Raw genomic sequence first — 25,107 nt, 5'->3', positions numbered from 1 at the left:
CTATTGGTGATTGTAAGCCCTAAATGTAGGTCGATTCTGTCGGGAAATCTTTCAATATATTACCGAAACAGTGTATTATTTTAACCCGGGAGCCTCCCGACTTTTTTTCTTTTTCACGAAGCCGCGGCACGGTTAAAGGGCATTACGGCTCCATTTAATTTCATTTTCGAGCTCAATCACCCGTTGGATCAACCTGTCGGAGGTAACCTGATGTTGGGAATCAAAGGGGATGGAAGACACGCGCACATGGGCTGTAGGATAGATCCCCTGGCGAGCTAACAAACGTTTGAAAAAATGAATGGAAATTTCCAGGTGCTGATTGGAAAAGGCCAATACCGGCAGAATGCGGTAAAACAGTTCGGTTGCTTCCTCCGTTCCCCCCTGCTTCCAACAACGGTAAATCTCGGTATACGCCCAGTGCATGGCGGTCGGCATGAATGCATGAACCCCGCGTTCCAGGCCTTCGATCATTTGGGCAACGGCCCATCCTCCGCTAACGTGCAACCGCCCATCTGTAAGGGCAAGCATTCTGGAATATTTGTAACCCGCTGGAACCGTCTCGATTTTCAGGCATTGAAAGGCCTCCACCTGTTCAAACAATTCGCAGATCAGGTTTTCGGGCAAGCCGTACCCGCTCGCATCCCAATCCTGCAACATGATGGTTTGCACATTTAATTCTGCCAGGCGGTAGAAATCGGTCTTGAACTGCGTCTCGTCCCGAAAGGGGATTTGGAAAAGCACCTGTTTGCAGCCCAGTTCCAGGTAGGCGGCCAGCAGGGATTTTCCTCTGGCGGGGTCCGGTTCACCCGCACCGGCAAACACCGGCACCTCCCCGTTCACCGTTTCCAGGACGGTTTCCACAAGTTTAAGTCGCTCTGGATGGGAGAGTTGATAGACTTCAGAAGCCATGGCCGGAACCAGGAAGCCCGCCACTCCCGCGGCCATGGCCTCCCGCACGTGCAGGCGTAACGCGGCGTAGTCAATGCCCCCATCGGTTTTAAATGGGGTATTCAGTACCGTGACGATACCAAAAAGCGGATACAGAGTTTTATTCATGGGGTACAGGTTGGTCCGGGTTCTGCTTTGCCGTTTCAATTTATTGATTAGCGGTAGGAAAACGAAAGCGATCCATTGATTTTTGACCGCTGCATGCAAAAAACCAGCCCGTCGCCAAAGGACTTTATCCTCGATTCAAATAAACAGGCCAACCTCCATCCAATGAAGGAAGGATATGCTAAAACCAAGCGCTGAAGGCGCGAAACACCGCGGCAGATGGTCTAGCCCCATGATAAACTTGTGAACAACGCCTACGCAAGCCCAGATGGGGCGAAATACATTTGCCTTTCAATTATTTTCTAAAAAACCGGCTTCAAAATCACCGGCCAAATGATCATCCGTACGCCTCATTTCCCGGAATAACCGCTGCTTCAGTCCGTCGACAATCTCCCGATATGCCGGATCATCAATGAGATTGGTAAGCCCATCGGGGTCCCGGGCGAAATCATAAAGCTCCTCGGTCACACGGTATTCGTACATCTCCAGGCGCCTGGCCACTGCTTCGTTTTCGGCAGCCGCTTCTACCATGGCGGGATAGGTCCTGCCGCTGGCAGCATCTCCGCGAATTTTGTGTTTCCCGTCACTCCAAAAATTAACGATATACCCGTAATTGCCCTCCTGCACGCAGCGCATGGAGTAATCCACACCGGCAAAAATCTTGTGAAACTCCGTAAAAACACGCGTTCTGTTGGCTTGGGCCTTGCCTTCCAGCAGCGGAAGAAAGGAGCTCCCATCCATATCCGGCACCGGCGGTAGGTGCAAAGCGTGTAGAATGGTCGGCATAAAATCGATTCCGGAGATAAAATGTGTGCTATCCACCCTGCCCTCGGGGATTTTGCCGGGCCACTGCACGATCCAGGGGGTCTTATTGCTGTTTAGGTAACAATTCGACTTGCCGAAGGGCAGGGCCATGCCGTTATCACTGATAAACATAACGAGGGTGTTTTCGGCCAAGCCGGAATCGTCAAGCGCTTGCATCAAGGTACCAACCGTCTGATCCAGACGATAGACCGAGGTATAATACTCGGCTATTTCCCGCCGGATCTCTGGCAGGTCCGGAAGAAACTCCGGTACCGTGACCTCCTCGGGCCGAACGGTCCGGGTAGCTACCGGCAGGTCATCTCCCCATTGTCTTTTTTCCTGCTCACTACCGGCAAAGGGTCGGTGGGGATCGTGGCTATTTGCCATTAGAAAAAAGGGCTGGTCTTCTTTTTTGGACTTGTTGAAAAACTCCATGGCGTACTGGTAATACAAGTCGGGGTCCCTGCCGATACCCAGTCCCGATGCCAGGTCTGCCTCTCGGATGTAATAATCCCATTTAAACTTTTCGGTAGGTTTTAGGTGGATTTCTTTACCCAGGATACCATTCAGGTAGCCTACCTGGCTGAGTTGTTCCTGCAGGGTAGCCACCGACGCGTCGATTGGCTCGAAGCCCAGCGCCCCATTGGTATGCGGGTACCGGCCCGTCAGGATGGACTGCCGGGACGGCTGGCACACCGCAATGTTCACAAAGGCATTTGTAAAACGCATGCCTCCTTTGGCCAACTTGTCCAGGTTAGGGGTAATATCTGGCACCGAACAACCGTAGACCCCGACCGAGTTATAATTCAAATCATCGGCGGTAATTAGCAATACATTTGTGGGGTGGTATGCCGCTTCTCTTTTTTCGGCGGGGGCCGCACACTGTGCGAGGTACATACCGAACAGGAAAAGGGAGAATAGGGTACTGATTTTTGGTATTTTATGCATGAATGGGTCAAATTTATTGGACCGGAAAGTGATCGGTCCCTGACGTGGGATTTTTTTACAGCTTACTTACGCTTTCTTGGGCCGGTTACGATTGGCTCAGTTGGAAACGCGCAGGGTGTAGGCTCCTTCCTCCAGGATAAAGTTTCCGCTGGCTAACCCGTCCATGCCTTCCGGCTGAAATCCTTCCGGATGTTTCTCCACCACCAGTTTCTGAGAAGGGAGAACGGCTACCGAAACCCGGGCCCTACTGCCTTGGGGTACCTTCATTTCATAGGTAATGGTGCCTTCGGTGCCTTTTTTCCAATGGGAGACAATTTCCCCATGGGGAGAATGATACGTACTGCGAACAAAATTCAGATCCCGAGGGACCCGTGGTGCCAGCACAAATTCCCGAAAACCAGGGTAGGACGGATCCGGGCGAATTCCCCCCAACCAGCGGTAAAACCACTCCGTCACCGAACCAAACATGGGATGGCAATTGGTAAAGGTATTGTCACTTTCCTTCCAGGTTTCCCAGATGGTGGTCGCACCGCGGTCGATCATGTGCCCCCAACCGGGATACTGTCTGCTGTTTACAATTGCAAAAACCTCGTCAACCGAGGCATGCTCGGAAAGGGTTTCCAGAATGTATTTGGTACCAAAAATGCCGGTAGTGAAATGCCCGGCGGGTGCCTGAAGGATGGCCATTCTCAGGGAATCCCGTGCTGCCCCCAACTCCGCCTCCGGGATGATTCCGTGGTAGAGCAGAGTGGAAAACAGGGTTTGTCGATTGATGGGACCTTCCACTGCCTGCTTCCAAAATTCCGCTCTCAGTAATTCCTGCAAGTGATCGGCCAACTGACCAAAGTGTTGCTCGTTAGCGGCATCCCCCATCACCGAAGCAAAGGTCGCCATGATCCGGGCACATTGCAGGTAATGGGCCGTGCCCGTAAGTTGCACCGGCACGGGGTCCAGGGATTCGTGATCACTGAGGCCACTGTCCACCAACCCCTCCGGATGGATCCGGGCCACCTTTTCCATCCATTCAAGGTTTTGCTCGTAGCGCTCCTCAATCAAATCCACGTCGTTGTAATACAGGTAGAGGTAGTATTGGGTGATTAGGTAAGCGGATTCCCAGCTGATGCCACAATACTGTATACCGGCAAAGGGCGCTGTATCTACAAAGGACGAATCATTCATGGCATCCACCCAGTCATACACGGTTTTTCGGTAAAAGTCCTGCATGTCGAAATTGTACATAAACGACTCACTGGTGGCATTGAGGTCTCCCCCGTAGCCAAACTTCTCCCGGACGGCGCAATCGGATTGCACACTTACCAAATTGGAAAGAAAGGTTCGTTTGGTTGCCTCCTGAATCTCGTTGAGCAGGGGACTGGAACTGCTGAAATCATTTCGATCCGGCACATCGGAATAGGTAAACCAGCCCTGAATATCGTTCAGGGAAGGGGTTTGCTCGAGGCCGGATATTTCCATGTAACGGTAGGTTCGGTAAACAAAATCAGGCGTAAAATAGGCCTCCTTCCCGGCTGGAACGTAGCTGTCCGTTTGCCAGGCAATGGCAGGTGCTCCCGGACCACCGATCCCCTCTCGCTTGATCTGTCCGACCACGGTGGTCATGGGGTTCAGGCTTCCATCTTCGTACACCCGCTCCCCAAACCGGAAGGTCAGGGTATCGCTTGCACTGGCAGGAATTCGTATCCGATAGGTTCCGGTAAAATTCACCCCCATGTCCACGAGGTGTTTTCCATCGGGAAGGGTGCTAACGGAAATGGGCTGAATTTCCTGCATCTTTTTAACCGGCGGGAAAAAGGCGGGTTGCAAGGCACCGCCGGGACCCGCTCCTAGCTGCACCGCCTGCCAGGAATCCGCGCTATAGTTCGGCGTATCCCATCCCGGTAGTTCCTTTCCCTGGTCATATACCACGCCTATGTACACACTGTTTTTTTGAAGGGGCCCATACGCGTAGCTCCAGGAATCATCCGTCACCACCTCCGTGGTTTGTCCGTCGGAATGATACAGCACAAGCCGGGCAATAAAGGTGGGTTTCCCCACATTCAGATCCACTCTGGGGTTTCTTCGCCCCCATTTTCGCAAGGGAAGGGGGTTGTAAAAACCATTCCCCAGGCTTACTCCGAGGCAATTGTCACCTTCCGTTAGTTGTGAGGTTACGTCGTACGCGGTGTAGTATATCCGCTTGCTGTAATCGGTCCATGCCGGGTCCAATAGATTTTTCCCGATAGGCTCTCCGTTTAGCGAGGCCCTGTAATAGCCCGCTGCGGTAATGAACAGGCGGGCGCTATCGATTTTTTCCACCAGGGAGAATTCCTTGCGGAAAAGCGGCGCGGGTCGGGGCAAATAAAAAAGCGAGTCTTCATCAGGCAGTTCTTCAGCAACTTGGATCCATTTAGCCGCCGTGTTCGCGCATAGTCCACAGTCCGGCAGGTTTTTATGGGATTCCTGACAGGATATCGCGAGCAAAAGCAGGAATAGCCAGGAACGGCTAATTGTTTTTTTTACCATCGGTTGTATCTCCTTCATTGTTTTTTTATACGTCAGAATACTTTTGACTGGATAGTACATACTTTATCCATATTCCTGTTTTCTATCGGCATTTCTCACTTACCCACCCAGCTTTTGGGAAAATAACGTTTCTGTATCCGTTCAATCTGATCAATCGCTTGTGCAGCATATGCCTCATTCCAATCTGTATGGATAAACGCCATGTCCCGCTCCAGGTCATGACCATCCGCTGAAGGATGCCCTTCTTTTGGAAACATCCATTTCGCATGTGCCTGAGCCTGTGCCAGTGTCTTGGGAAGGATGGATTTGTAATGCTCCAGTGTTTCGAAAATTTCCCTGGATGGATTTAATCCAGCTGCTTCAAGACTGTCAGACAAGCTACTGTTATTTTCTGGAGGTCTCCCCCAAAAATGAAGTAAAGGACGGAGGTCCGCACTTGCCGCAACCGACATGCGTAAAATCCTGTCATCGGTGGGGTGATGGGTCTTTTTAATGATAATTCCCCGGTTATAATCTTCATTCACTTGTTTAAACATGTTCCCCAGGGCGTCCCAGCCAAATAGGCGCACCACATCCACGTATTTGCCATGTCCCCGGTGCTGGTAAGACATGCGATCTCTGTTCAAGGGTAGATCGTTTCTGAAGGGGTCTGTTACCATTAGATTAATAGCTGCCCTATCCAAATCCACATCCAGGCGGTTGCTTACCGACCAGCCAAAAGCGGAATCCAGTTCCATACCAAATCCATGATTAGCAACTGCAACATGTAGCAGGTTTACAATAGATTCTGTTTCATTTTCAAAAAAGGAGGGGACGTGTGAGTGGCCCATTTCGTGGAAAATGACCCAGGGTTGCTCCACAGGTGACTGCAGCATGATATGATTTCCTTTTCCGTCTGATTTTTCTGTTGGGTCATACGTAACATTGATCTCGGGATAGCCGGGCGCATGGACTCCTGCTCGCATGATTGCATCTACCTGCCGGAACATAAAGTGGGTTCCTAGTGGCAATGGCTTGCCCAACAGATTAGCTACGGCATCCATGGCCCTGTCGTACCTGTTGAGCATGGTTTTGGGATTATCAAAATCATAAATCCAGCTGGTGGGCACCTGCATGAGAAATTTGTCAGATTCAAAATCGGCCCAGGCCCCGGGATGGTGGCGTTCGGTTTCGTTCCAATCCTCCAGGCTTGTGCGGTTGTACTCCCTGGTAGAAAAATAGGGAGACCGCACGGCTCCGGTAATTTCCAAATCAATGATCCCGTCCTCTTTTCCTTCCGGAACTTCAAAGTAAATGTTTCCGCCCAGAGGAGAACCTACGGTGATGGTTTCGGCGATCACGGGATAGATGATGGTTGCCCTATCCAGCCGCGCGATTCTGTTCCGGTACCGCAAATCCCAGAAATGCGTTCCAATCCGGATGGTATACCCCTTGTCAACAACTGCTGAAGGTACTTTAATAGTAACAAGCGTACCGGGAGCGACGTAGGCTCCGGTAGGTCGGCGGGAATAGGCATCCTGGTGAAAATAAATGGGCGTTCCCCAGTTTGCTGTCTGTGATGCCTTCACTTTAACCCGGTAAACAGTACCCGCATCTTTCGGTGGATTCACCATCCCTGGAAAATAGGCTGCGGTCTTGAACATGGCCCCTTGGTATACCTCCGGAAACTCTTCCAGCTTTGCAGCACTATAGCTACGGGTAATGGCATCCATGATATAAAAAAGCGCATAATGAATCTCCATACCGGGCTGTACTTCCCTCGGGAGCATGATTCTTTTTCCTCGAATATCGAATAAGGGACCTTCCGTCTCCTCGTAGGTACGTACCAGCTCAAAAGACTGCTTAATGATTTCTTTTTTGATGCCGATCGCTGAAATATTGGCTTGAATAATGGAGTCCTGTAGGGTAATCTCCTTTGGTGTAAGTACTGATTCCCCTATCAAATGCTTCTTCAGTTTAGAAAATGCTAGTTTAAGATTAGCGGAAGGGGTCTCCACATCCATTTCGCTGATGGTTTGGTACCAAGCTTTTTCCACTTCTGCCGAACTCGGCCCCCCAAAAAACTGTCCACGCGAAAAAACAATCTGCCCCACCTGATTAAACAGGTATTTATAATTTCCATTGTTCCCAAAAGCGACATTGGTTGGCTCTTCAAAATACGTTTCCGGTCCGCATTCCTGGTAGCCTGCTGGCCCCTGAGCCAATGTACGTATGGCGATTGAAAAAATCGGTAGAATTAGTAACATGGCCTTTAGGGATCGTTTCATGGCGGTATTGGTTGTTTTTATTCGATCAAAAGGAAAATTAAATTAATTTGAACCTGCCTTATTCGTTTTTTGGATGGGCAGTCTCGTTGCAAGAAGGGAATAAAGTTACAGTCTTTGCACGGGTTACTACTCAAACATCTTAGCCAAAAAATATGATATGTTAACGGTGACCGGATTGCGTTCAAAATTTTTCGTAGCCTTTCCATAAAATACCAATTTAGCGCAAAAAACTTGTGGTCATGCGTACGGGTCAGGTCAGAAAGTGTGCTTTTCACGGGCAACGGGTTAATTCCGAACAAGATAAGCTTTAAAATAATAAGACCATTATTTTTGCATAGCTCCCTCAGACTGCCTTTTCTGGTCACAAGAGCTCAGAACATGCAGATGAAATGGTCCAACTTCTTATGTTGCTTGAAATAGGGTTCGGAACCTTCCGGCTCAACAACCCTTTCGAAAATTTCCTTTGGGACCAGCGATAAAAGTTGAGCGATGATAGGATGTCCGAAAAAAAAATTATTCCTAACTTACTTTTAAGATATTTTTCGATTAGATTATTTCTAGTCTTTTCGATCTTGGACGACCGTACTATCAGATAACTAACATGAAAAAGAATACCTGGTACACGTATTTTCCTGAATTGTTGCCTATCGCGTTTTTTAAAATTGCCAGGTCTTTTTTTTGGTGGACGCGAACGGAATATTTTAGAATCACACACTTAACCGTTTGTTCGCTGCTCCTGTTAGTTACTGCGGTTGCTACCGCCCAGGATGCTGAGGAAAGCGCTAAAGAAAGCATGATCCGAAAGGCCCATGTGGGTGGGTATATGATTACACAAAGAGAAATAGTGGATGAATTATACAATGCAGGCTACTCCATGTACGCTGCTGCCTGGCCTTTGTTACGAGAATATTCGGGAAGGAGTTTTCAGTCCGGGTTATTCGGTACCTGGATGCATCCGCAATATGATGGGCCTTTGCCGGTAGAAAAATTGTATACAGATATTGAAGGAGGTCTTGGCTGGTGGCGCGATACCGAGTATGCAACAACAACGCCTAAATTTATAATGGGCGGTGTCCAACTTAATTTTGCCGGATGGGCCAACGGTCCGGGGGCCGGTAGAGGAAGGGACTGGAGCGACCCGAGAGGGAAATATGGCGTAGCGCAACTGAGTCCATGGCTACTGTGGCCTCCGGATGGTCTGAATCTCAAACAAGGCACCAGTGGTGAGCTATTTGGTAGTGGATACCTGCCTTTACCGCTTACTGAGCCGACATCTACCACCGCAGGTACAGCTGTACCCACTGGCAATCAGTGCTGGACCTTATTTTTAAATGCCGGAAATTTTAAGGGTCCCGTGGCATTCTTTACTCCTTATTTTTGGAGTCAAGCATCAGTGGAAGACCCTCGTCTGAGTGGACTGTTTTTAGATCAACGTCCCTCAGAACCGAATAAGGCTTTTCAAATGGAAACCCAGCATATTCACTCCTATGAAGCCACTGATTCCAAAGGTCAGACCTATGCACGTATGGCTCCGACGCAATATCCGGCAGGTCCAGATGGCAACTCGGAACTGCTTCACCGCCTGATGGTCTATAAAAAGGAGGCCCTATGGGACAATGTCAAAGCATGGTTTGACGGGGGTGATGCTGTTGACGGTAAAATAAAAGTGGAACACGCTACCATGCAAAAGTTTAACAAAGGTGTCAGATCAAACTGGAAATTTTACGGAGAACATATTCCAAAGGACAAACGTGCTTTAATGAATATTACTTCTTATATGGACGCAAATGTTACTGATTCGGCTACCTTAAGGGTCCGCTGGGATGGGGATCTAATCACAAAATCAGATAAAAACGGCCATACGCTGGCAACACTTCCTGAATACTATAAAATGGTAAAAACCGGTGAGGATGACATTGGCCAATGGGTAGCAGTGGCTCCGGGTGATGTTCCTGCTGAAACCGGACTGCATAATGTGAGCTTTAATAGGGCTGAAGATGACAGGCCCTCCCTTACTTATGTTACTCCTGAAGAGGGAGATAGTAGCTGGAAAAATCCAGGCCCGGCGGCTGGGCCTTTCAAGGCAAAACTGGGAGATGGCAGTACCGTTACCTATTACTGGTATCGATTTGCCGACCAACCTGCCTTGCTCAATGCTGATTTGAGTCATGAGGAACGGGAAGAAATGCAAAGAAGGGTGGAGTTGCTACACAGAAACTGGAAAATGGACGAGGAATACCTTCCTCCGCCTTTGATAGGGAAGTTAGCCGATGTTGACCCGGCTTTGATCGTCACTCCGCCGGCAGGTATGGAGGCAGGCTATGTGCCAATCGTTACTCGACAGGGACTGGAATAATCAGTTTAACAGTGTTCGATGTTTTGATTGGATCAATTGACTTTAAAATGCCATTACAGCGATCAAAGTTAAATGTATTCAGTTTTTAAAGGTCACCGAAAATTAACTGCTTATTGCATATTTCAGGTTTAAGAGACATTTACATACTATTTTATAAGCGTTTAGTAATTTTAAAATTAAAAAGGAATCCAATGCAATACTTATCATCTGTAAAAAAAATATTCTTTGTAACATCTATCATTATAATTAGCATCTCGAGTTTAATGATTACAGGCTGTTCGCAACCGAGTGATGCAAAAATTGATGGGGTTTATTTTGCTCAAAAGCATGTTATGGAACCTGAAAATGAACTTTTCAGGCTTTTTAGTAATCTGGAAGCCCTTCTAAAAGTACATGTGGTTTCTCCAAGCCAAAGTCAGGCTCCTGAAGTAAAAGCAAACTTAAAATTAAATGGTAAAACCTTGACCATGCCCCTTTCCGGTCCGGAAATACTACCTGAAAGTATCCCTAATGGCCCAGGGATAATTCAGCATAGTTATGAAAATTCCTTTACTGGTTTTATTCCCAAAGAATGGGTGCAGCCGGGCTTAAGTATTGAAATCCAGGCTGGTGATAAAACCCATTCAATTGAAAGTCTTAAAGTGGGTGCACCATCAAAGATTATCATGACCATGTTTGATGTTCATTATTTCGATTATACGCCGGGAGACTATCCGAAAGGATGGCAAGTAGAATTGGAAGCTAAATGGCCTACTGCTGATATGGAAGTTCGCCGAGTACCTGATATTGTTTTTCCTGAATTGATCATCCCGGAGAGAAAAATGCAAGGAGGGGCTGTCATACCAGCGACACGAGTGGATTCTAAGGCTGATTACAAGGTAAAAACCGGATACGAATTTGATGGCGAACAAGCTGCCGCATTGGCCTGGAAGTCTGCCTTGAAAGCTGCCGGAGGAACCAATGGTCGATTTAGTCTTTATTATGTAAATATTTATGGTGCCAATGCAGGCGGACAGGCCTGGGATTTTGGTGGCGTGGGAAATGGCACCAGCCCGGGTATTTTAATTCATGAGTTAGGACATGCTTTTTTGCTGCCTCATTGGGGCAACGATGAAAACTATCCCTATCGAGGTGACATGTATGGAATTCCTGCTCCGGATAATTTTAAAAAAATTCATGCCGGTCCCACCTGGGCCTTTGACTTGCCAGGGAAGGCCTTTATTCCTCCAACTGTGCAAGAAAATGCGGTTAAGCTTAATAGAGGTAAACCAAACGTAGTCGGAACCTATAAGATAGATCCAATGCAGGGAGGTGGAACAGGTGATCAGGAAGAAGGTTATATCTTCCGTCATTTTTCAGATTATTCCATGCACAAAGCGCAAAATTACCTGGAGCAGCACATCGTGATTTGGGATGAAGGATTGAATAGTTACGTCAGTTGGGACGAGCAGACGGGTGCCTATACAAAAACAGTGTCAAATAATGGGGTGGAATACCCAATTGAACGCGATGTCGAGGTTATTTCCGTGATGGCTGCTACAAGTGCCGTTTCGCCACAGGCTACCCTTGTGTATCCGCCTATTGGCCCTTATTCATCGGGCATCATTAAAACCTTCGACCCATCAATAGAAGAAGATCGAAATACTGCCAAAGAGATATTTTGCGAAGACGGAGGATGCGATCTCAGCCTAAGGGTCACACAGGGCGGGAAGGTTTCCGTTTACATGTTGAGTGCTTCACTCGATACTGAGAACGAATCCCTTATAACACAAGCAGTAAATCTTAAAGCCTCGGATGGAGAAGTAACAAAAATCGAATTTTTGAGTACGCCAGATGCTGAGGAAAATGGACTCCCGGAAAATCCCGTAGTGATCGAATTTTGGGAGAAGTAGTTAGCTATTTTTGAAGAGAAAACTATGTAAATAAGTCACTCAGTTACTACTATTGGGAATTTTACTATCAGACCGGGAAATGTTTGAAAAGAAATAATATTCACAGAAAAGCGATTACTGACTTTGAAGAAGATTACTTTACTCAAAAAAACAGGCTGTATTGACTGCCCAAAATTGCTGAAAAAACACGTGTATACTCATTTAATCGGCGAATTTAATATGCTTTAAATAGAAAAATATATTTAGACAATATGATAAAAAATAGCAAATTTTCACTATTGCTTTCTTTGATTCTGCTGGCCAATGCCGCTTTCCTGTCATATGTCGCCTATGGTCAGTCAAACGCATCTCAAAATCACCCGAAAGTGGTTGTCCCTGAACATACTAAGGAAAGGTTGAAGGAGATTTATGAAGAAAATGCTTTTTCACCCAATTCATTCAACGGAAGATGGCTTCCGAATGGTTCGGGTTACATTCTCCTTGAAAATCTAGCGGGAGAGGATACACAGGCACTGGTAAATTATGATGTGCCCGGGGGCAAGCGAACGGTGCTGATTTCCCCAGAGGATTTTGACAGGTTTGGTTATTCAATCCCTTTTATCATTGAAAACTATGTTTTGTCTTCGGAGGGTGACAAAATTTTAGTAGAAATCTCCGGTAAGGACGACGATCACACCGGGTCCGATTATTGGATGGTGGACCGGAAAACGGGTGCCAATGAAAAAGTTGTGGCCGGAGCAAATAACCGTATTTCTCCGGATGGTACGCAAATTCTCTTTGCTGAACAGGGAGATCTTTTTGTCTATAACCTGATTAGTAGAAATACTACCCGACTTACGTTTGATGCCAATTCCGAAGCGGTTTCAAACGGAAGGGCTGTTTGGAGTCCCGATGGTACGCATATCGTATTTGTACAATCCGATGCGAAAGAGGTGAGAAAAAGAGCTTCACTTATTCCCAGTGATCCTTCTTATCCGGAAATAAAAGAGCAGCGATTTGCCAGGGTGGGTGGAGCTATCGCTGTATTGCGTGTAGGTGTGGTGGACACTTCAGGAAAAGCCATTCGATGGTTGCCACTACCCATACCAAAAGAAGGATATTATATTGGACAGGTTAGCTGGGCAGGAAATTCGGAGGAGGTACTGGTGGAAAAGAGAAGCCGATTTAGGGACCAAAGACAATTTTTGACCGCCAACATTATTAATGGAAGTATAAACACTATTTACGAGGAATCTGATCCGGCATGGGTAGTAGCAAGTTATGGAACGAACGGAGGTGTGGATTGGATTAGTGATACCCGCAATTTTATTGTCCTGACTGAAAAGGATGGTTGGAGACACGCCTATTTGGTGTCCGGTGAAGGAAAGAAAGAGATACTATTGACACCGGGAGAGTACGATGTCATCGGTAGGGCAGGTATGGATGAGGATAAAGGGTGGTTTTACTATTATGCATCTCCCGACAATGGGACCCAAAAGTATTTGTACCGTGTACGGATTGACGGAAAAGGAAAAGCAGAACGGATAACCCCAATCGATCAGCCGGGGACGCACCATTATACCATCTCTCCTGATGGTAAATGGGCATTTCATACTTTTTCTTCTGCAAATACACCTCCTGTAACGGAACTTATTGGTCTGCCTGAGCATAACGTGAAACGTGTACTTGAAGGTAACAGGGAGCTCCATGAAAAAGTCATATTGCTGGATCCTCAGCCAAAAGAGTTCCTGACCCTTGATATTGGCGATGGAATTAAAATGGATGCCTGGATGATCAAGCCGGTCGATTTTGATCCGGCTGCCAAATACCCTGTTTTTGTCTACGTTTATGGCGAACCTCACGGGCAAACCGTAATGGATTCCTGGGGACATGCGATGACTGATTATCACCGTGTTATTGCCGACCTCGGATACCTTGTGGTATCGATTGACAACCGGGGTACCCCATCTCCTAAAGGAGCAGCATGGCGCAGGGCCGTAGCGGGAAGATTGGGTCCCCTGTCAACGGATGAGCAGGCAGCGGCCTTACAGGAGCTTGGGCGGACCAGGCCCTATGTTGACCTTAGCCGGGTAGGGATCTGGGGATGGAGCGGCGGAGGGTCCAATACCCTAAATGCCATGTTTCGTAAACCGGACGTATATGATGTGGGAATCGCTGTTGCGCCGAAGCCGCAGCCCCACCTTTACAACGCCTGGTTTCAGGAGATCTACATGAATACGCCTGAAGTGAACCCTGAAGGATACCGTCAATCCGCACCTATAAATTTTGCGGAAGGATTAAAGGGGGATCTTTTGATTATTCACGGAACAGGTGAAACCAACACCCACCTTGAAATTACCGAAGGATTGGTGGATCGCCTGATCGAACTGGGTAAGCCGTTTGATTACATGACCTATCCCAACCGAAACCATGGTCTGAGTGAGGGAAAAGGCACTTCACTGCATTTGAGGCTTTATATGGTGAGGTATTTGCTTAACCACTTACCCGCAGGGCCCCAGTAAACTTCATTCAAAAGAATTGGCTAGGGTACAATTTTTAAAAAGCTGTTTGGGGAATTTGACTCACCAGCTGGGTGTCGTTTGCAACTAGACCCAGCTGGCATTTGTAGTTGGAAGATGGATGCAATTACCAATAATAGTCTACATCAATACGTTGCCGCCTCACCCTTCAAGGGGATGGATTGTTGAATAAACTCCCGGAGATCATTGGTAGAGGTTACCAAATCTTCCTCCCTGACATACATCATGTGGCCACTTTCATACACGTTAAAATGCAAACGGTCTTTCATTTTACCGCTTGGATCAAGCTTCCACATACCATTCATTTGTCTGAAATAATTCACCAACATATCGTAATATCCGGCTTGAAATAATACGTGTAGACGGGGGTTCTGCATCATGGCATTACGCAATTTATCTCCGGTCCCATCCGTAAATCTGTCCCAGGGCCAGGGAAATACAGCACCGGAAACCTGGTATTGCAGGTCTGTTTTAAAATTCAACTCATCTCGAAGGTATGCATTGATTGCTGGAGTGAAGGCATTATCCCAGGCAGCTGCCTCCGGTGGCGTACTTCCGGTAAAGGTATCGCCCCCATCCATTTTATCGATACCCTTATACCGTGCATCCGAAAGACCAATGAAATATCCTTCGTCCCTTAGCAACTCTTTTCTGAAAGCTTTCGTGGGGACGGTCAGATTGTGGTCCAATATGAATTCCTTCGTGAGACCGGTATACCGGGCTAATTTTTCCGCAACGGCTTGTTTCTGATCTTCATCAATAAATCCCCCTCGTTCGACTGCTGGTAAATATTCCTCTATGGCATACGTTTCAACTTCTGAGAGCAATTCCGTGAGACTTTTTTTCTGTAAATCTTCAGGTAGCTTTTTATGATACCAGGCTACCGCAGCGTAGTTAGGCAACTGTAGTACTTCATTGCTTGCGATAGGTAGTTCCATTTTAGTCCCGGAAACAATAACTACTCCATTGAGGTAAATCCCATGGTGGTCTTGCAGTTCAGCAGATAAGCCCGCTACGCGTGTTGCCGAATAACTCTCCCCAATCAGATACTTGGGGGATCTCCAGCGTCCCTGTCGTGACAGGAAATTGTCAATCCAGTCAGCCAGGTAGGTAATATCCTGATACACCCCAAAAAAATCTTCCCGCTTGCCGTCATTCACTATGCGTGAAAAACCCGTATTAACCGGATCAACATATACAATGTCTGCTACATCTATAATTGAATGGGAATTATCAACGATACCATAGGGTTGGATGGGATATCCCTCATCACTTATTTCCAGTCGCTTGGGACTTGTATAACCCAAATGCATCCATAGGGATGCAGCTCCCGGCCCTCCATTGAATGACAATGCAATGGGTCGATTTTCGACCTGATCGACGTCATTTCGCTCGTAATAGGTATAAAACAGCGCTGCATCAGGTGCTCCATCCTCACCGTATACCGGCTGAGTACCTACCGTAACCTGATAGGGTATTCTTTTCCCGTTAACGGTTACTTCATCAGTAGAGACAATTGACGTGTCGGCCGGTAACATAATCTTTTGGGCGTGTACCGCAGTACCACAACCAATCAATAAAAGTAAAGGGAAGATTATTTGATGGAGAAACTTACTCGTTTTATTACACATAATAAGGAATTTATTTAGGGGTTATACTTTTACTATTTTTTAAGACATGGCGTAAAGCCTTGCACAAAGGTTATTTATAGGCTTCAAGCGCATGTCGCATGGCACTAAGTAGTGGTTTAGCACTTAAAGGCTCTCCCGTTGCTTCAATCATCCACAGATCCGGAGTAAGCTTACCGATTTTGCAGGTACGTATCATTTCCGTTGCAAAATCCTTTCCCTCGAATTGCTCTTCCAATTGCATGACGACAATATTTCCAATGGGATAGCTGTGCAAATAGAGCGCCCCGGAAATGAAATGGTTATAGATGGCTAAGATAGGGACATCCCTTACACCAAAAATGTCTGCAAAATACTGGTTCCAAATATCCTTCGCAATCGTAATGGTTGCTTCCTTAAGCTCTTCAACCGTAGCGTCCGGATGATCATACAGCCAATGCCAAACCCTGATCTCGTGAAGCGCTTCCGATCCCATTTCACAAACAAACCAAAACGCCGCCAAGGCATTGTCCTGTTTTTCCCGGGCGCTGTATTCCTCATTTATTCCTAAGGCAATCAAGTTTCGGTACGCAATAAGATCTGCCATGGCCTCTGTATAGGGGCTGCTTGGGATGCCTTTCAGTAAATAATAATCCGACATGTAGGTGCCTACATTCTGCTGAATGGTATGGCCGATTTCATGCATACCCACCCTGTAATTTTTGTAATCCAGGCCATCCTTTTCAAAACGGATACGCAAATGTGCTTTAGCGCCTTTCATTTGTGGCCCATTGGCATGACCGCCGGAAGGAATAGGATCAACTACCACGTGATTGCCAAAAAATTCCGCTTCAAAATCCGGGAAACCAATTCTTTTGAGGATGTTGGGTAGATCTTGCTGGAACGCCATTGGGGTGGGATATTTTTCTTTGATCAACTGATCCAGTTCATCCATTTTATAATTCGTATTGTCGCTGAATCCCGTGTACCAAATGTCGAAGGGTTCTAACTTTCTCCCAATCTTTTTTTCAATCAATGCCGCTACGGCTTTCTTTTCTGGAACGTTTAAAACCGATTCCAGTAAGGAGACAATTTTTTCTTCACTCAGTTGGGCATTTTTAAAGGTTCGGGTCAAATAGGTTGATCCTTCAGGATAGTTGGCATCCTGCCGCATCTTCGACAACATGTTGTGATGCAACACTTTGTATCTAGTATCGGGTTCAGCCTTAAAAGCTGTTTCGACAAGTTTTTCTCCCTCTTTCAGATACACCTTATTGGCTATGGGTTCCCAATAATAAGCCGTTTCTCCCACCATGCATGCCGGTATGGTTTGATAGATGATATGCATCACGATGGTACGTATGACGCGCTGCTTTTCCAGCGGATTATCCCTGTAATAAAGTCCTTTGATTTCGTCTCGTAATCCATTGTGACTGTTTAGCCGGGTTCCTTCAGGAAAAAGGACTTCCAGTTCGGGTGATACCACATGATCCATTGATAGAATATAGCGGCTGGTATAATCACGAAGCTCATCGGGAATCGGCATGGGGTCGGGCTCCTTATTCGGGTCGGACCTGAAATCAAATTTATCTCCCAATCTGACCATTGCCCACTTTTTCCGACTCCAGCTAGCCCCAAATGCTTCCTTTTCTTCATTGGTATAATAGGGGAAATTGAGGGCGATGGCGAGGGCAAGTTTGCTTTTGAAAAAATCAATCGTAATTTTTGAATCGCTAAAAAACCGATCAAGCTCAGTGATCGGTCGCGTCATGGTCACCAATGGGTAATCGAGTGCCAGAGAGAGTTCCCGTTGGTACCCATTGATGGCACTGAATTGTTGTTCAGCAATATGGAGCGCATTATCAAGCTCCGGACCTGAAGGGATAAACTGCTTCAGACAAAACTCCTGAAATTCAGCGCCATTCCCATTTTCTTCAAACCAAAGATCCGATAGGTGCCTGACACCCCGAACAATGCGTTCATTGTTTTCTTTTCCATACGTCGTTATCAATTTCTTGGTAACCAAGACTACATCATCCTGTAACGTATTTTTGAAAATCTCCTGCCCAAAACTGTGAAGTGAGACAAAAGTCAGGGGGATAATAAGGTGTAAATAAAAGGCTTTCATGACAACGAATACACTTAGCTGAGAGAACGTAGCAAATTCCTCTCTGGGTTTTTAATGTTTAGTTTAGATGGGGTACGTTCAGAATTTCCGGGTAAGATCGGTGAAGCGCGTGTCCTTCAAAGTTACGCCCAGGGTTCATTCGCCATACATGTCGTGGCGAGGTACTTCTGATTGCTTATTTTATACTCAGCGGATGCCCTTCCTCGAATAAAACCGGGTACCTCTTTTTGATCATCTCTTGTTCTTCCGGATACAATGCCTCTATTTCCATCGGTACATCTTGCGGCCGGCTTCCTTTTTGATTTAGACGATTCATCAGGCTCCAGTTGCGAATGGGATGTCCGGGTCGCGGATCAGGCGGTTCCTGCGCTTTTAAATCGTATCTGGTGAAGTCTATGACCCTTTCCGGTGTCTGTTCGATCCAGTTTCTGAGTGTAGCCATTCGAAAATCCTTGTTCATAAACCAGCGAATCTCCAGTTCCGGTTCGGATCCGCAGATGCCGGACCCCCGGTGTACAAAACGGTAATCCAATTCATCATTGCTTTTGAAATGATCCCGCCATAGCATCCCAAACTCTCCATGCGTGATGGCCTTCGCGTCCGGCCAGCGCCGGCGAATTTCACGTAGCCAGATATCCAGGCCTTCCATACCATTGCGCCCCTGGTAGCCGGGAAAAAGCTTCCGGGCTTCGACCAGGCTCAGTTCCCAGATGGAGGTCACCCAGGCAAACCCGTTCAGGTCATATCCTTTATCAAAGTGGGTGCTGGTAGTCGCCAGCATCTGCTGCACACCTGGTGCTGTACCCAATCTAATTACTGTTTCTATCGGACCGACTCCCATCCGGCTGCCACAGTTGACGCCATCGATCCGTCTGGCGCCGGGATACCTTGCATTCAGAAAGTCGACCGTCCAGCCATCCAGATTCACACAATCGATTTGATCGGCCGCTCCCTGGGCCGGCTTGTTGAAATGTTCGGCGGATGGATAATAGGGGTACACAATGGATCCTTCCCCGTCTCCGTTATCCACCGCGTACTGGCTCCAGATGGTGCCCTGACAAACGTGAATTCCTTCTTCCTCGGCAAGGTAGCGGAGGTTATCGGCCGACATAAAACCGGCGATAACCGCCAGGGGCCGGTACCCATCCCCCACCATCTCAGAGACGCGTTGCAGGCCTTCGTGCAGGTCGCGGTTGGTTTGTTCCCGGCTGTTGTACATGGGGGAAAAATAGGCGCCCGGTATAAAGGTGATTTCGTCCCCGTATTTTTTATTGTAAGAAACGATGAGTTCCCGAAGTTCGCGGTAGTTTTCCCGCTCGTCATGCAAGGCAAGCCAGCTGAAGGCCCAGGTCATCCGAGCTCCCGGCCAGGCATTTTCGATGGTTTCTCGGAAGATACGGGCTTCCCTGGGGCTGTGCACGGCCGACTCATCCACACCGCGCGACTCGGTTCGGGTGGTTTCGATTTGGTTTACCCGAACCACGGAGGCAAAGGTAAGGAATCGATTTCCCATTAGTTCCAAAGGCTCTCTCCGATCAAGCTGCGAACTATTCCCGTCCGAATCAGCAGCCGCGGTTTGCCCGCAGACGATCCACGCTCCAGATAGGTTTAGGGCCAGGAAGCCCCACACCAGGAACCTCAGATGCAGTTGTTTCTTTTTCATTGGCTGACAGTAAAGGTAGCGTTGTTTGGAAAAGGGCTAGGGTCAAAGAGGCTGTAAAAAGCAGGCCACGTCCGCGCAGACCGGATAGTCGCGCCGACGCAGCCATGCATCATTCGTTTATTTTTAGTTTAGAACAGGTTACCTTACCAACCCGGATTTTGGTCGAGGTTAGGATTTAACGTCAGTTCATTGGTTGGGAGCGGCACCAGATAATCCCTCTCGGGATCAAATCCGTATCCCCCATCCGGACCACTTAACCGATCCCGAAATGGATCAAAGAATCCGTTCGGATTTATCGGAACATTTGATATTTCCTGTAATTCGGGCGTTGCAAAAGTACCGACAAAGCGCTTGCCTGCCCAATATTCGTGGGCTCTCCAACGCATCAAATCGTCAAAGCGAAACCCCTCTGCAAACAATTCCACCACCCGCTCTCTCCTGATCTCGTGTAAGTAATCTGGCAAGGAATAGCCGTAATCCGGCCAATTGGGATCGGGGGTGATGGCATTCAAGATCAGGTGAGGCATCCCTACCCGATCCCTAAGCTGATTAATGGTCATGTCCACATCCGCCTGTGTCAGGGTACCCAGCTCGGCCTTCGCCTCGGCATAAATCAACAAAGCCTCTGCATAGCGCATAAAGATGTAATCAACGTTGCCGTTATTGATGCCCACAGCCGGGTCTACGACGATATGGCGGAATTTTTGCGATTCAATACCGGTACCGCTATTATCTACGTCCGGGACCTCGAAGTACAAGGTGTCCGTGCCTTGTATTCGTCGGATATCGCCGGGTACCATAAACGTCTGCGCAAGTCTGGGATCGCGATTCGTTTCCAGAATTTCTAAAGTCTCATCGCCAACAAAATTTGGGCTGACCGCTATGGGCAACCCGTCGTTGCTTAGATAAAACCGGGATGCATCGTAGGTATAGCCGTACCCATTTGGCCAGTTCCACAGCTGATTACTAAAGCTGTCTCCGTTTACCCGATCAAAATGTTGGTAAAAGATCACCTCCGGATTACCGGCATAGTTTACCTGATTAAAGAGCTCAAAATAGACGCTGTTGCTATCTCCTTGGACCAGAGAAAAATTCCCCTCATCAATCAGCTGCTTCGCAGCAGCAGCCGCTTGTTGGATGTATCCGCTGCCATCCGTTTGTCCGCCAAAGACGGTGCCCTGATGGTATTTTTCCCAGCTACCGGCGAATAAGGCTGCTCTGGCTTTAAATAACAACGCAATGTCTCTGCTCAACCGGGTTCCGGGCGTTGCCAACTGATTGCTTGGGTCCATTTTGGAGATGGCCATATCGATGTCACTGAGTATAAAATCAAAGACCTCCGTTCGGTTGGCTCGACCACTGTACAAGATATCTTCATCTTCTGCCGTGACGGGAACCGTAATGATGGGCAAGGCGCCAAAATCCTTGAACAGGTCAAAGTAAAACCAGGCCCGGAAGAAATGTCCTTCGCCTACGTAATGCTCTCGCATCGCTCCTCCTTCGGGAACGCGGTCGACATTGGCAAGGAAGTAGTTGATGTTTCGAATATTTCCCCAATTCCAGCCCCCACCGGAACCCGGTACGTTCAAAACCCCATCCATTCGTTGGGTAAAGGTGCCGCCAAAGGCATTGAGGCCTTCGAGTGCAAAGTCGGTTCCCTCGTCCTTGGTGGGTGCTTTTCCACCACCAGAAGCGGGCCAACCATCGAACGTATCATAAAAGGAATTAAGAAATAACTCCAGGTCGGACTGACTATTCCAGAATTCCGGATCGGATATCTGATCGAGTGGTGACCGCTCCAGGAAATCTTCCTGACAAGAAACCAGAAACGTTCCCGATACAAGTAAGAATATATAAAATAGCTTTTTCATGTGTTTATAATTATCTTTTAGTAGTCACATGGAATCTCGCATGGCTTGTAATCATCCCGGTGTGTGAGGGGTACGTCATGCTCGATTTCATAGCGTCGTTTTTTTAGAAGTTAAGGTTTAAACCGGCAGACATGGTCGTGCTCAGCGGATAGGCATCTCCCGCACCGTACCATCGTCCGGCAAGTGCCTCCGGATCAAAAAACATCAAATCGGTAAAGGTTAACAGATTCTCACCCGACACAAAGATCCGGGCATTCGTTAACAACACTTTTTCAGCGATTTTTCGCGGAAGCGAATACCCAATCTGTAGGTTTTTAAGCCGCAGATAGGCTGCATTTTGCAACAGGTGATCCGTAGGTCTTCCGTAGTTCTTTACATTTTCGCCAAAAAACTGCGCGTAAGGCCTTGGGAAATAGGCATCCGGATTGGCACCCAATGCACTTGTTTCGTCACGCCAGTAATCCATATGATCTTCCAGAACATTGTTGTGCATCGGACCGGCAGCCGGTCCCCTAAATACGGCGCTGCTTCCAAATGTCCAGTCTCTTTTGGCTACTCCCTGAAAGAAAACCGAAATATCGAAGTTTTTGTATTGTGCGCTCAAATTCAACCCATAGGTGTACCTCGGCGTGGTGTTTCCAATGATCTCCTGGTCGCCGGGATTGGTCACCGTATTGTCCCCAATATCGATTTTACCATCTCCATTCAAATCTTTGTACCGGAAATCACCCGTTCTCCACACGCCGGAATAAATGAAGCTCTGATCTACCCCTTCGTTGATTTCCGCCTGGGTTTGAAAATGCCCGTCGTACCGGTATCCCCAGATTTCATTCAAATCCTGTCCCGGGTAAAAGGTGTTCAACAAGCCGTTTGGATTGTTGTAGTCCACCACGGTGCTTCGGAAATCGGCCAATTGGCCTCTGATTTCGTAGCGGAAATCCTGATTTACCTGATTTTTCCAGGAAAGTTCCAGCTCCCACCCACGTGTTTTTATCTCTCCTTCGTTCCTTTTTGGCACGGTTGAGCCCAATACCGCCGGAAGGGGCTGTCCTGGTCCCACCAGATCGGACGTCCTTGTTTCGTACACACCGAAGGTTACCCCTAAGCGATTGTTGAGTAACTCGGCATCAATGCCCAGGTCCAGTGTGGATACGGTTTCCCAGGATAAATTCACACTGTTTAGATTGGGTGCACCCACTGTCCAGGCCCGCTGTGTACCAAATAACCAGTTGTTGGTTTGCCGAATCGGCATGGTCGGGATGAATAAATAATTGGCCACATCCTGGTTACCCAGCGTTCCATAGGATCCGCGAATTTTCAACAGGTCAAATAAATTCGTTGCTGACATAAAATTCTCTTCCGATAGTATCCAGCCGGCCGAGACCGAGGGGAACACGCCCCATCTTTCAGCTTCTTCAAACCTGGAGGATCCATCCGTCCGCATGTTTACTTCAAGCAGGTATTTTTCGTCAAAAATATAATTAAACCTTCCAAAAAAGCTTCGCGTAGACCAATGTCCCACTCCGTCATTTACCAATTGATCTCCGACTGCCGTACTAATCGACGGAATGGCATCACTCAATAGGAAGAAACTTCTTGCACCCAGGTTGCTGAAGTTGTACTCCTCTTGTTGGTACCCAAGCATCAATTGAAGGTCGTGCATTCCCAATACCCTGGAGTACGACGAATAGATGTTGGGAGAAAGATAGGTATTTCTTCTCAACTCGTTGTGATACTCCGTGGACTCCCGGTTCTGTGGAATAAAGTCAATTTCACCACCAGAAAAATTAGGGCCGTCACCGGGCCTGACCCAGGGATATTGCAGGGCGGTTCGGGTGTCTTCCACTTGCGTGGACGTATAGTTCAACTGTACTGTCGTCACCCAGCCTTTTATTGGTTCTAAGGCTATTTTTGGTGACAGCACAATCTGGTTATCCGTAATCGTTTGCCGTACTTTTCTCCAGGCCTCCACATTGGTCTGTTGGGTCCAAATATCGGTACCGGGATACTTGGCTGGGGTACCAAATTTTATTTTACCAATCCAGTTCATGTACCAGGCGCGTCCAAAGTTCTGGTTCCAGGGAAAATCCTCATTTTCTGATTTGTATTTAACAAATAGATCCAGGTTCATCCAGTCGGTTACTTTGGCACCGATTTTCGCATCCACATTAAATCGATTAAAGGATTCATCCCCGAAACGCAACAATCCGTCTTCCTCATAAAAGCCAGTGGATACATAATAATTCACGTTATCGTTTCCACCGGAAACAGACAGGTTATGTTTCACCCGGAGCGAATTGTCCTTCATGATCAAATCTCGAATACCGTCATTCGCCACACCTCTGGTACCGGTATTCATTAGGTCCCAATTATCGCCCGAACCAAGCGGCAACATGCCCGGGGCGCTACCCGGATTGGCCAGGTTTTGTTCCAGACGCTGAATTGCTTCTTCCGGATAAAATGGAGAGGCCCCAAAATTGGTCCGGGCATCGTTTAAGGCATGCGCCCAGTCCGTTCCTCCCTGTAGCTCTGGCCAGATGGTAGGCGTACTAATCCCGACATTGGTGGAATAGGAAATTCTGGACCCTTTACTCCCTTTTTTGGTGGTAATCAGGATCACTCCGTACGCGGCCCGCGCACCGTAAATAGAGGTGGAAGCGGCATCTTTTAACACCGACACGGATTCGATATCGTTGGGATCAATGTCGTTGATACCCATCGGAACCCCATCCACGAGTACAAAGGGGGCAGTATTCCCTTCAAACGATGCCAAACCCCGGATGGTCATAGCCATATCTGCTCCTGGCTCTCCTCCTGCGGTATTGGGCTGAATGACCAGGTTACTCACCAGCCCTTGCATGGCCTGCTGTACGTTGGTGACCGGACGATTGGCCATGTCTTCTCCTCGTGCTGTGGAAACAGCACCAGTAAGGTTAATTTTCTTTTTGGTGCCGTATCCCACGACCACCACTTCATTCAGGGAGGATAAACTTGCCTGTAGGGAAATATCAATCTGGGTCCGATTGCCCACCACTACTTCCTGACTTTCAAAGCCGATAAAGGAAAACACCAGCGTGGATCCCTCCTCTACCGAAAGCGTGTATTGACCATCGATATCCGTGACCGTCCCGTTTGTCGTACCCGCCACGGTGACGGAAGCACCAGGAAGAGGCTCTCCGGCATCGTCGGTGACGGTTCCACTGACCTGTATTTCTGCCCGCAGCGCAGCTTCGTTGGGTATACCTGCCTCGGTTAGGCTGACGTTCAGCTCGATACGTGCCAGGTTGGACCCGTTTTTAGCTGTAATTCCGGCCAACAAAGGGCTCGATATCCCCAGAAATAAGCAACCCAGGAACGCGGAAAAACAGCCGGAAAATCTCGTGATAAAAGCGACTGATCGATTATCAGTCCTCTTATCCCTTAGTTTAACGCTATCAGTATCAGTTGTTTTCATAATAATTTGGTTAAATAAACGATGC

13 protein-coding genes are annotated in these 25,107 nt (G+C 47.7%); 3 read left to right on the top strand and 10 right to left on the bottom strand.

Going from position 1 to position 25,107, the window contains the following annotated elements; genetic code table 11:
- Window positions 1-132: 132 nt before the first annotated feature.
- The 5 genes from BMW71_RS00785 to BMW71_RS24080 all read right to left on the bottom strand — a co-directional run bounded on the left by BMW71_RS00785 (window position 133) and on the right by BMW71_RS24080 (window position 8,083).
- Window positions 133-1,056: a dihydrodipicolinate synthase family protein gene (locus BMW71_RS00785; RefSeq protein ID WP_092170097.1), complete on the bottom strand. Its 924-nt coding sequence runs from the start codon at window positions 1,054-1,056 to the stop codon at window positions 133-135.
- A 288-nt stretch (window positions 1,057-1,344) separates the two neighbouring features.
- On the bottom strand, window positions 1,345-2,805 hold the full coding sequence (locus tag BMW71_RS00780) for a sulfatase family protein (protein WP_092168126.1): 1,461 nt from the start codon (window positions 2,803-2,805) through the stop codon (window positions 1,345-1,347).
- A 96-nt stretch (window positions 2,806-2,901) separates the two neighbouring features.
- On the bottom strand, window positions 2,902-5,343 hold the full coding sequence (locus BMW71_RS00775; protein ID WP_244891032.1) for an alpha-L-rhamnosidase: 2,442 nt from the start codon (window positions 5,341-5,343) through the stop codon (window positions 2,902-2,904).
- A 77-nt stretch (window positions 5,344-5,420) separates the two neighbouring features.
- On the bottom strand, window positions 5,421-7,592 hold the full coding sequence (locus BMW71_RS00770) for a M60 family metallopeptidase (RefSeq protein WP_092168123.1): 2,172 nt from the start codon (window positions 7,590-7,592) through the stop codon (window positions 5,421-5,423).
- Between the two features lie 371 nt (window positions 7,593-7,963).
- Entirely contained in the window at window positions 7,964-8,083 is a 120-nt protein-coding gene (locus tag BMW71_RS24080) for a DUF4372 domain-containing protein (protein ID WP_394333676.1), read from the bottom strand.
- A gap of 110 nt (window positions 8,084-8,193) precedes the next feature.
- On the opposite strand from BMW71_RS24080, the gene BMW71_RS00760 reads away from it, so the two are divergent.
- The 3 genes from BMW71_RS00760 (at window position 8,194) to BMW71_RS00750 (ending at window position 14,341) form a co-directional block, all read left to right on the top strand.
- Window positions 8,194-9,948, top strand: a complete 1,755-nt coding sequence (locus BMW71_RS00760; RefSeq protein ID WP_244891031.1) for a hypothetical protein — start codon at window positions 8,194-8,196, stop codon at window positions 9,946-9,948.
- A gap of 191 nt (window positions 9,949-10,139) precedes the next feature.
- Window positions 10,140-11,840 (top strand): M66 family metalloprotease, encoded by a 1,701-nt coding sequence (locus BMW71_RS00755; RefSeq protein WP_092168120.1) that lies wholly within the window; start codon window positions 10,140-10,142, stop codon window positions 11,838-11,840.
- Window positions 11,841-12,235: 395 nt separating this feature from the next.
- Complete coding sequence (locus BMW71_RS00750; RefSeq protein ID WP_244891030.1) at window positions 12,236-14,341, top strand: S9 family peptidase; 2,106 nt, start codon at window positions 12,236-12,238, stop codon at window positions 14,339-14,341.
- A gap of 143 nt (window positions 14,342-14,484) precedes the next feature.
- Here the strand turns inward: BMW71_RS00750 and BMW71_RS00745 are convergent, their stop codons facing one another.
- The 5 genes from BMW71_RS00745 to BMW71_RS00725 form a co-directional block, all read right to left on the bottom strand.
- Window positions 14,485-15,897: a S10 family peptidase gene (locus tag BMW71_RS00745; RefSeq protein ID WP_244891029.1), complete on the bottom strand. Its 1,413-nt coding sequence runs from the start codon at window positions 15,895-15,897 to the stop codon at window positions 14,485-14,487.
- A 163-nt stretch (window positions 15,898-16,060) separates the two neighbouring features.
- A complete protein-coding gene (locus BMW71_RS00740) occupies window positions 16,061-18,094 on the bottom strand; it encodes a hypothetical protein (RefSeq protein ID WP_092168112.1) in 2,034 nt (677 codons plus the stop codon).
- Between the two features lie 175 nt (window positions 18,095-18,269).
- Window positions 18,270-19,757, bottom strand: coding sequence for a DUF3863 domain-containing protein (locus tag BMW71_RS00735; RefSeq protein ID WP_092168109.1), 1,488 nt, complete (start codon window positions 19,755-19,757; stop codon window positions 18,270-18,272).
- A gap of 143 nt (window positions 19,758-19,900) precedes the next feature.
- Window positions 19,901-21,628, bottom strand: a complete 1,728-nt coding sequence (locus BMW71_RS00730; protein WP_092168107.1) for a RagB/SusD family nutrient uptake outer membrane protein — start codon at window positions 21,626-21,628, stop codon at window positions 19,901-19,903.
- Between the two features lie 103 nt (window positions 21,629-21,731).
- A complete protein-coding gene (locus tag BMW71_RS00725; RefSeq protein ID WP_177179545.1) occupies window positions 21,732-24,944 on the bottom strand; it encodes a SusC/RagA family TonB-linked outer membrane protein in 3,213 nt (1,070 codons plus the stop codon).
- Window positions 24,945-25,107 lie beyond the last annotated feature (163 nt).

The sequence above is a fragment of the Cyclobacterium xiamenense genome (genome assembly GCF_900109255.1).
Taxonomy (GTDB): Bacteria; Bacteroidota; Bacteroidia; order Cytophagales; family Cyclobacteriaceae; genus Cyclobacterium; species Cyclobacterium xiamenense.
This window is presented reverse-complemented; position numbering and strand designations above follow the sequence as displayed.

Coding starts and splice junctions, on each gene's coding strand:
- BMW71_RS00745 (WP_244891029.1), bottom strand. CDS start 15,897: ATGTTACCGGCCGACACGTCAATTGTCTCTACTGATGAAGTAACCGTT.
- BMW71_RS00740 (WP_092168112.1), bottom strand. CDS start 18,094: ATGAAAGCCTTTTATTTACACCTTATTATCCCCCTGACTTTTGTCTCA.
- BMW71_RS00770 (WP_092168123.1), bottom strand. CDS start 7,592: ATGAAACGATCCCTAAAGGCCATGTTACTAATTCTACCGATTTTTTCA.
- BMW71_RS00730 (WP_092168107.1), bottom strand. CDS start 21,628: ATGAAAAAGCTATTTTATATATTCTTACTTGTATCGGGAACGTTTCTG.
- BMW71_RS00775 (WP_244891032.1), bottom strand. CDS start 5,343: ATGAAGGAGATACAACCGATGGTAAAAAAAACAATTAGCCGTTCCTGG.
- BMW71_RS00785 (WP_092170097.1), bottom strand. CDS start 1,056: ATGAATAAAACTCTGTATCCGCTTTTTGGTATCGTCACGGTACTGAAT.
- BMW71_RS00760 (WP_244891031.1), top strand. CDS start 8,194: ATGAAAAAGAATACCTGGTACACGTATTTTCCTGAATTGTTGCCTATC.
- BMW71_RS00735 (WP_092168109.1), bottom strand. CDS start 19,757: ATGAAAAAGAAACAACTGCATCTGAGGTTCCTGGTGTGGGGCTTCCTG.
- BMW71_RS00755 (WP_092168120.1), top strand. CDS start 10,140: ATGCAATACTTATCATCTGTAAAAAAAATATTCTTTGTAACATCTATC.
- BMW71_RS00780 (WP_092168126.1), bottom strand. CDS start 2,805: ATGCATAAAATACCAAAAATCAGTACCCTATTCTCCCTTTTCCTGTTC.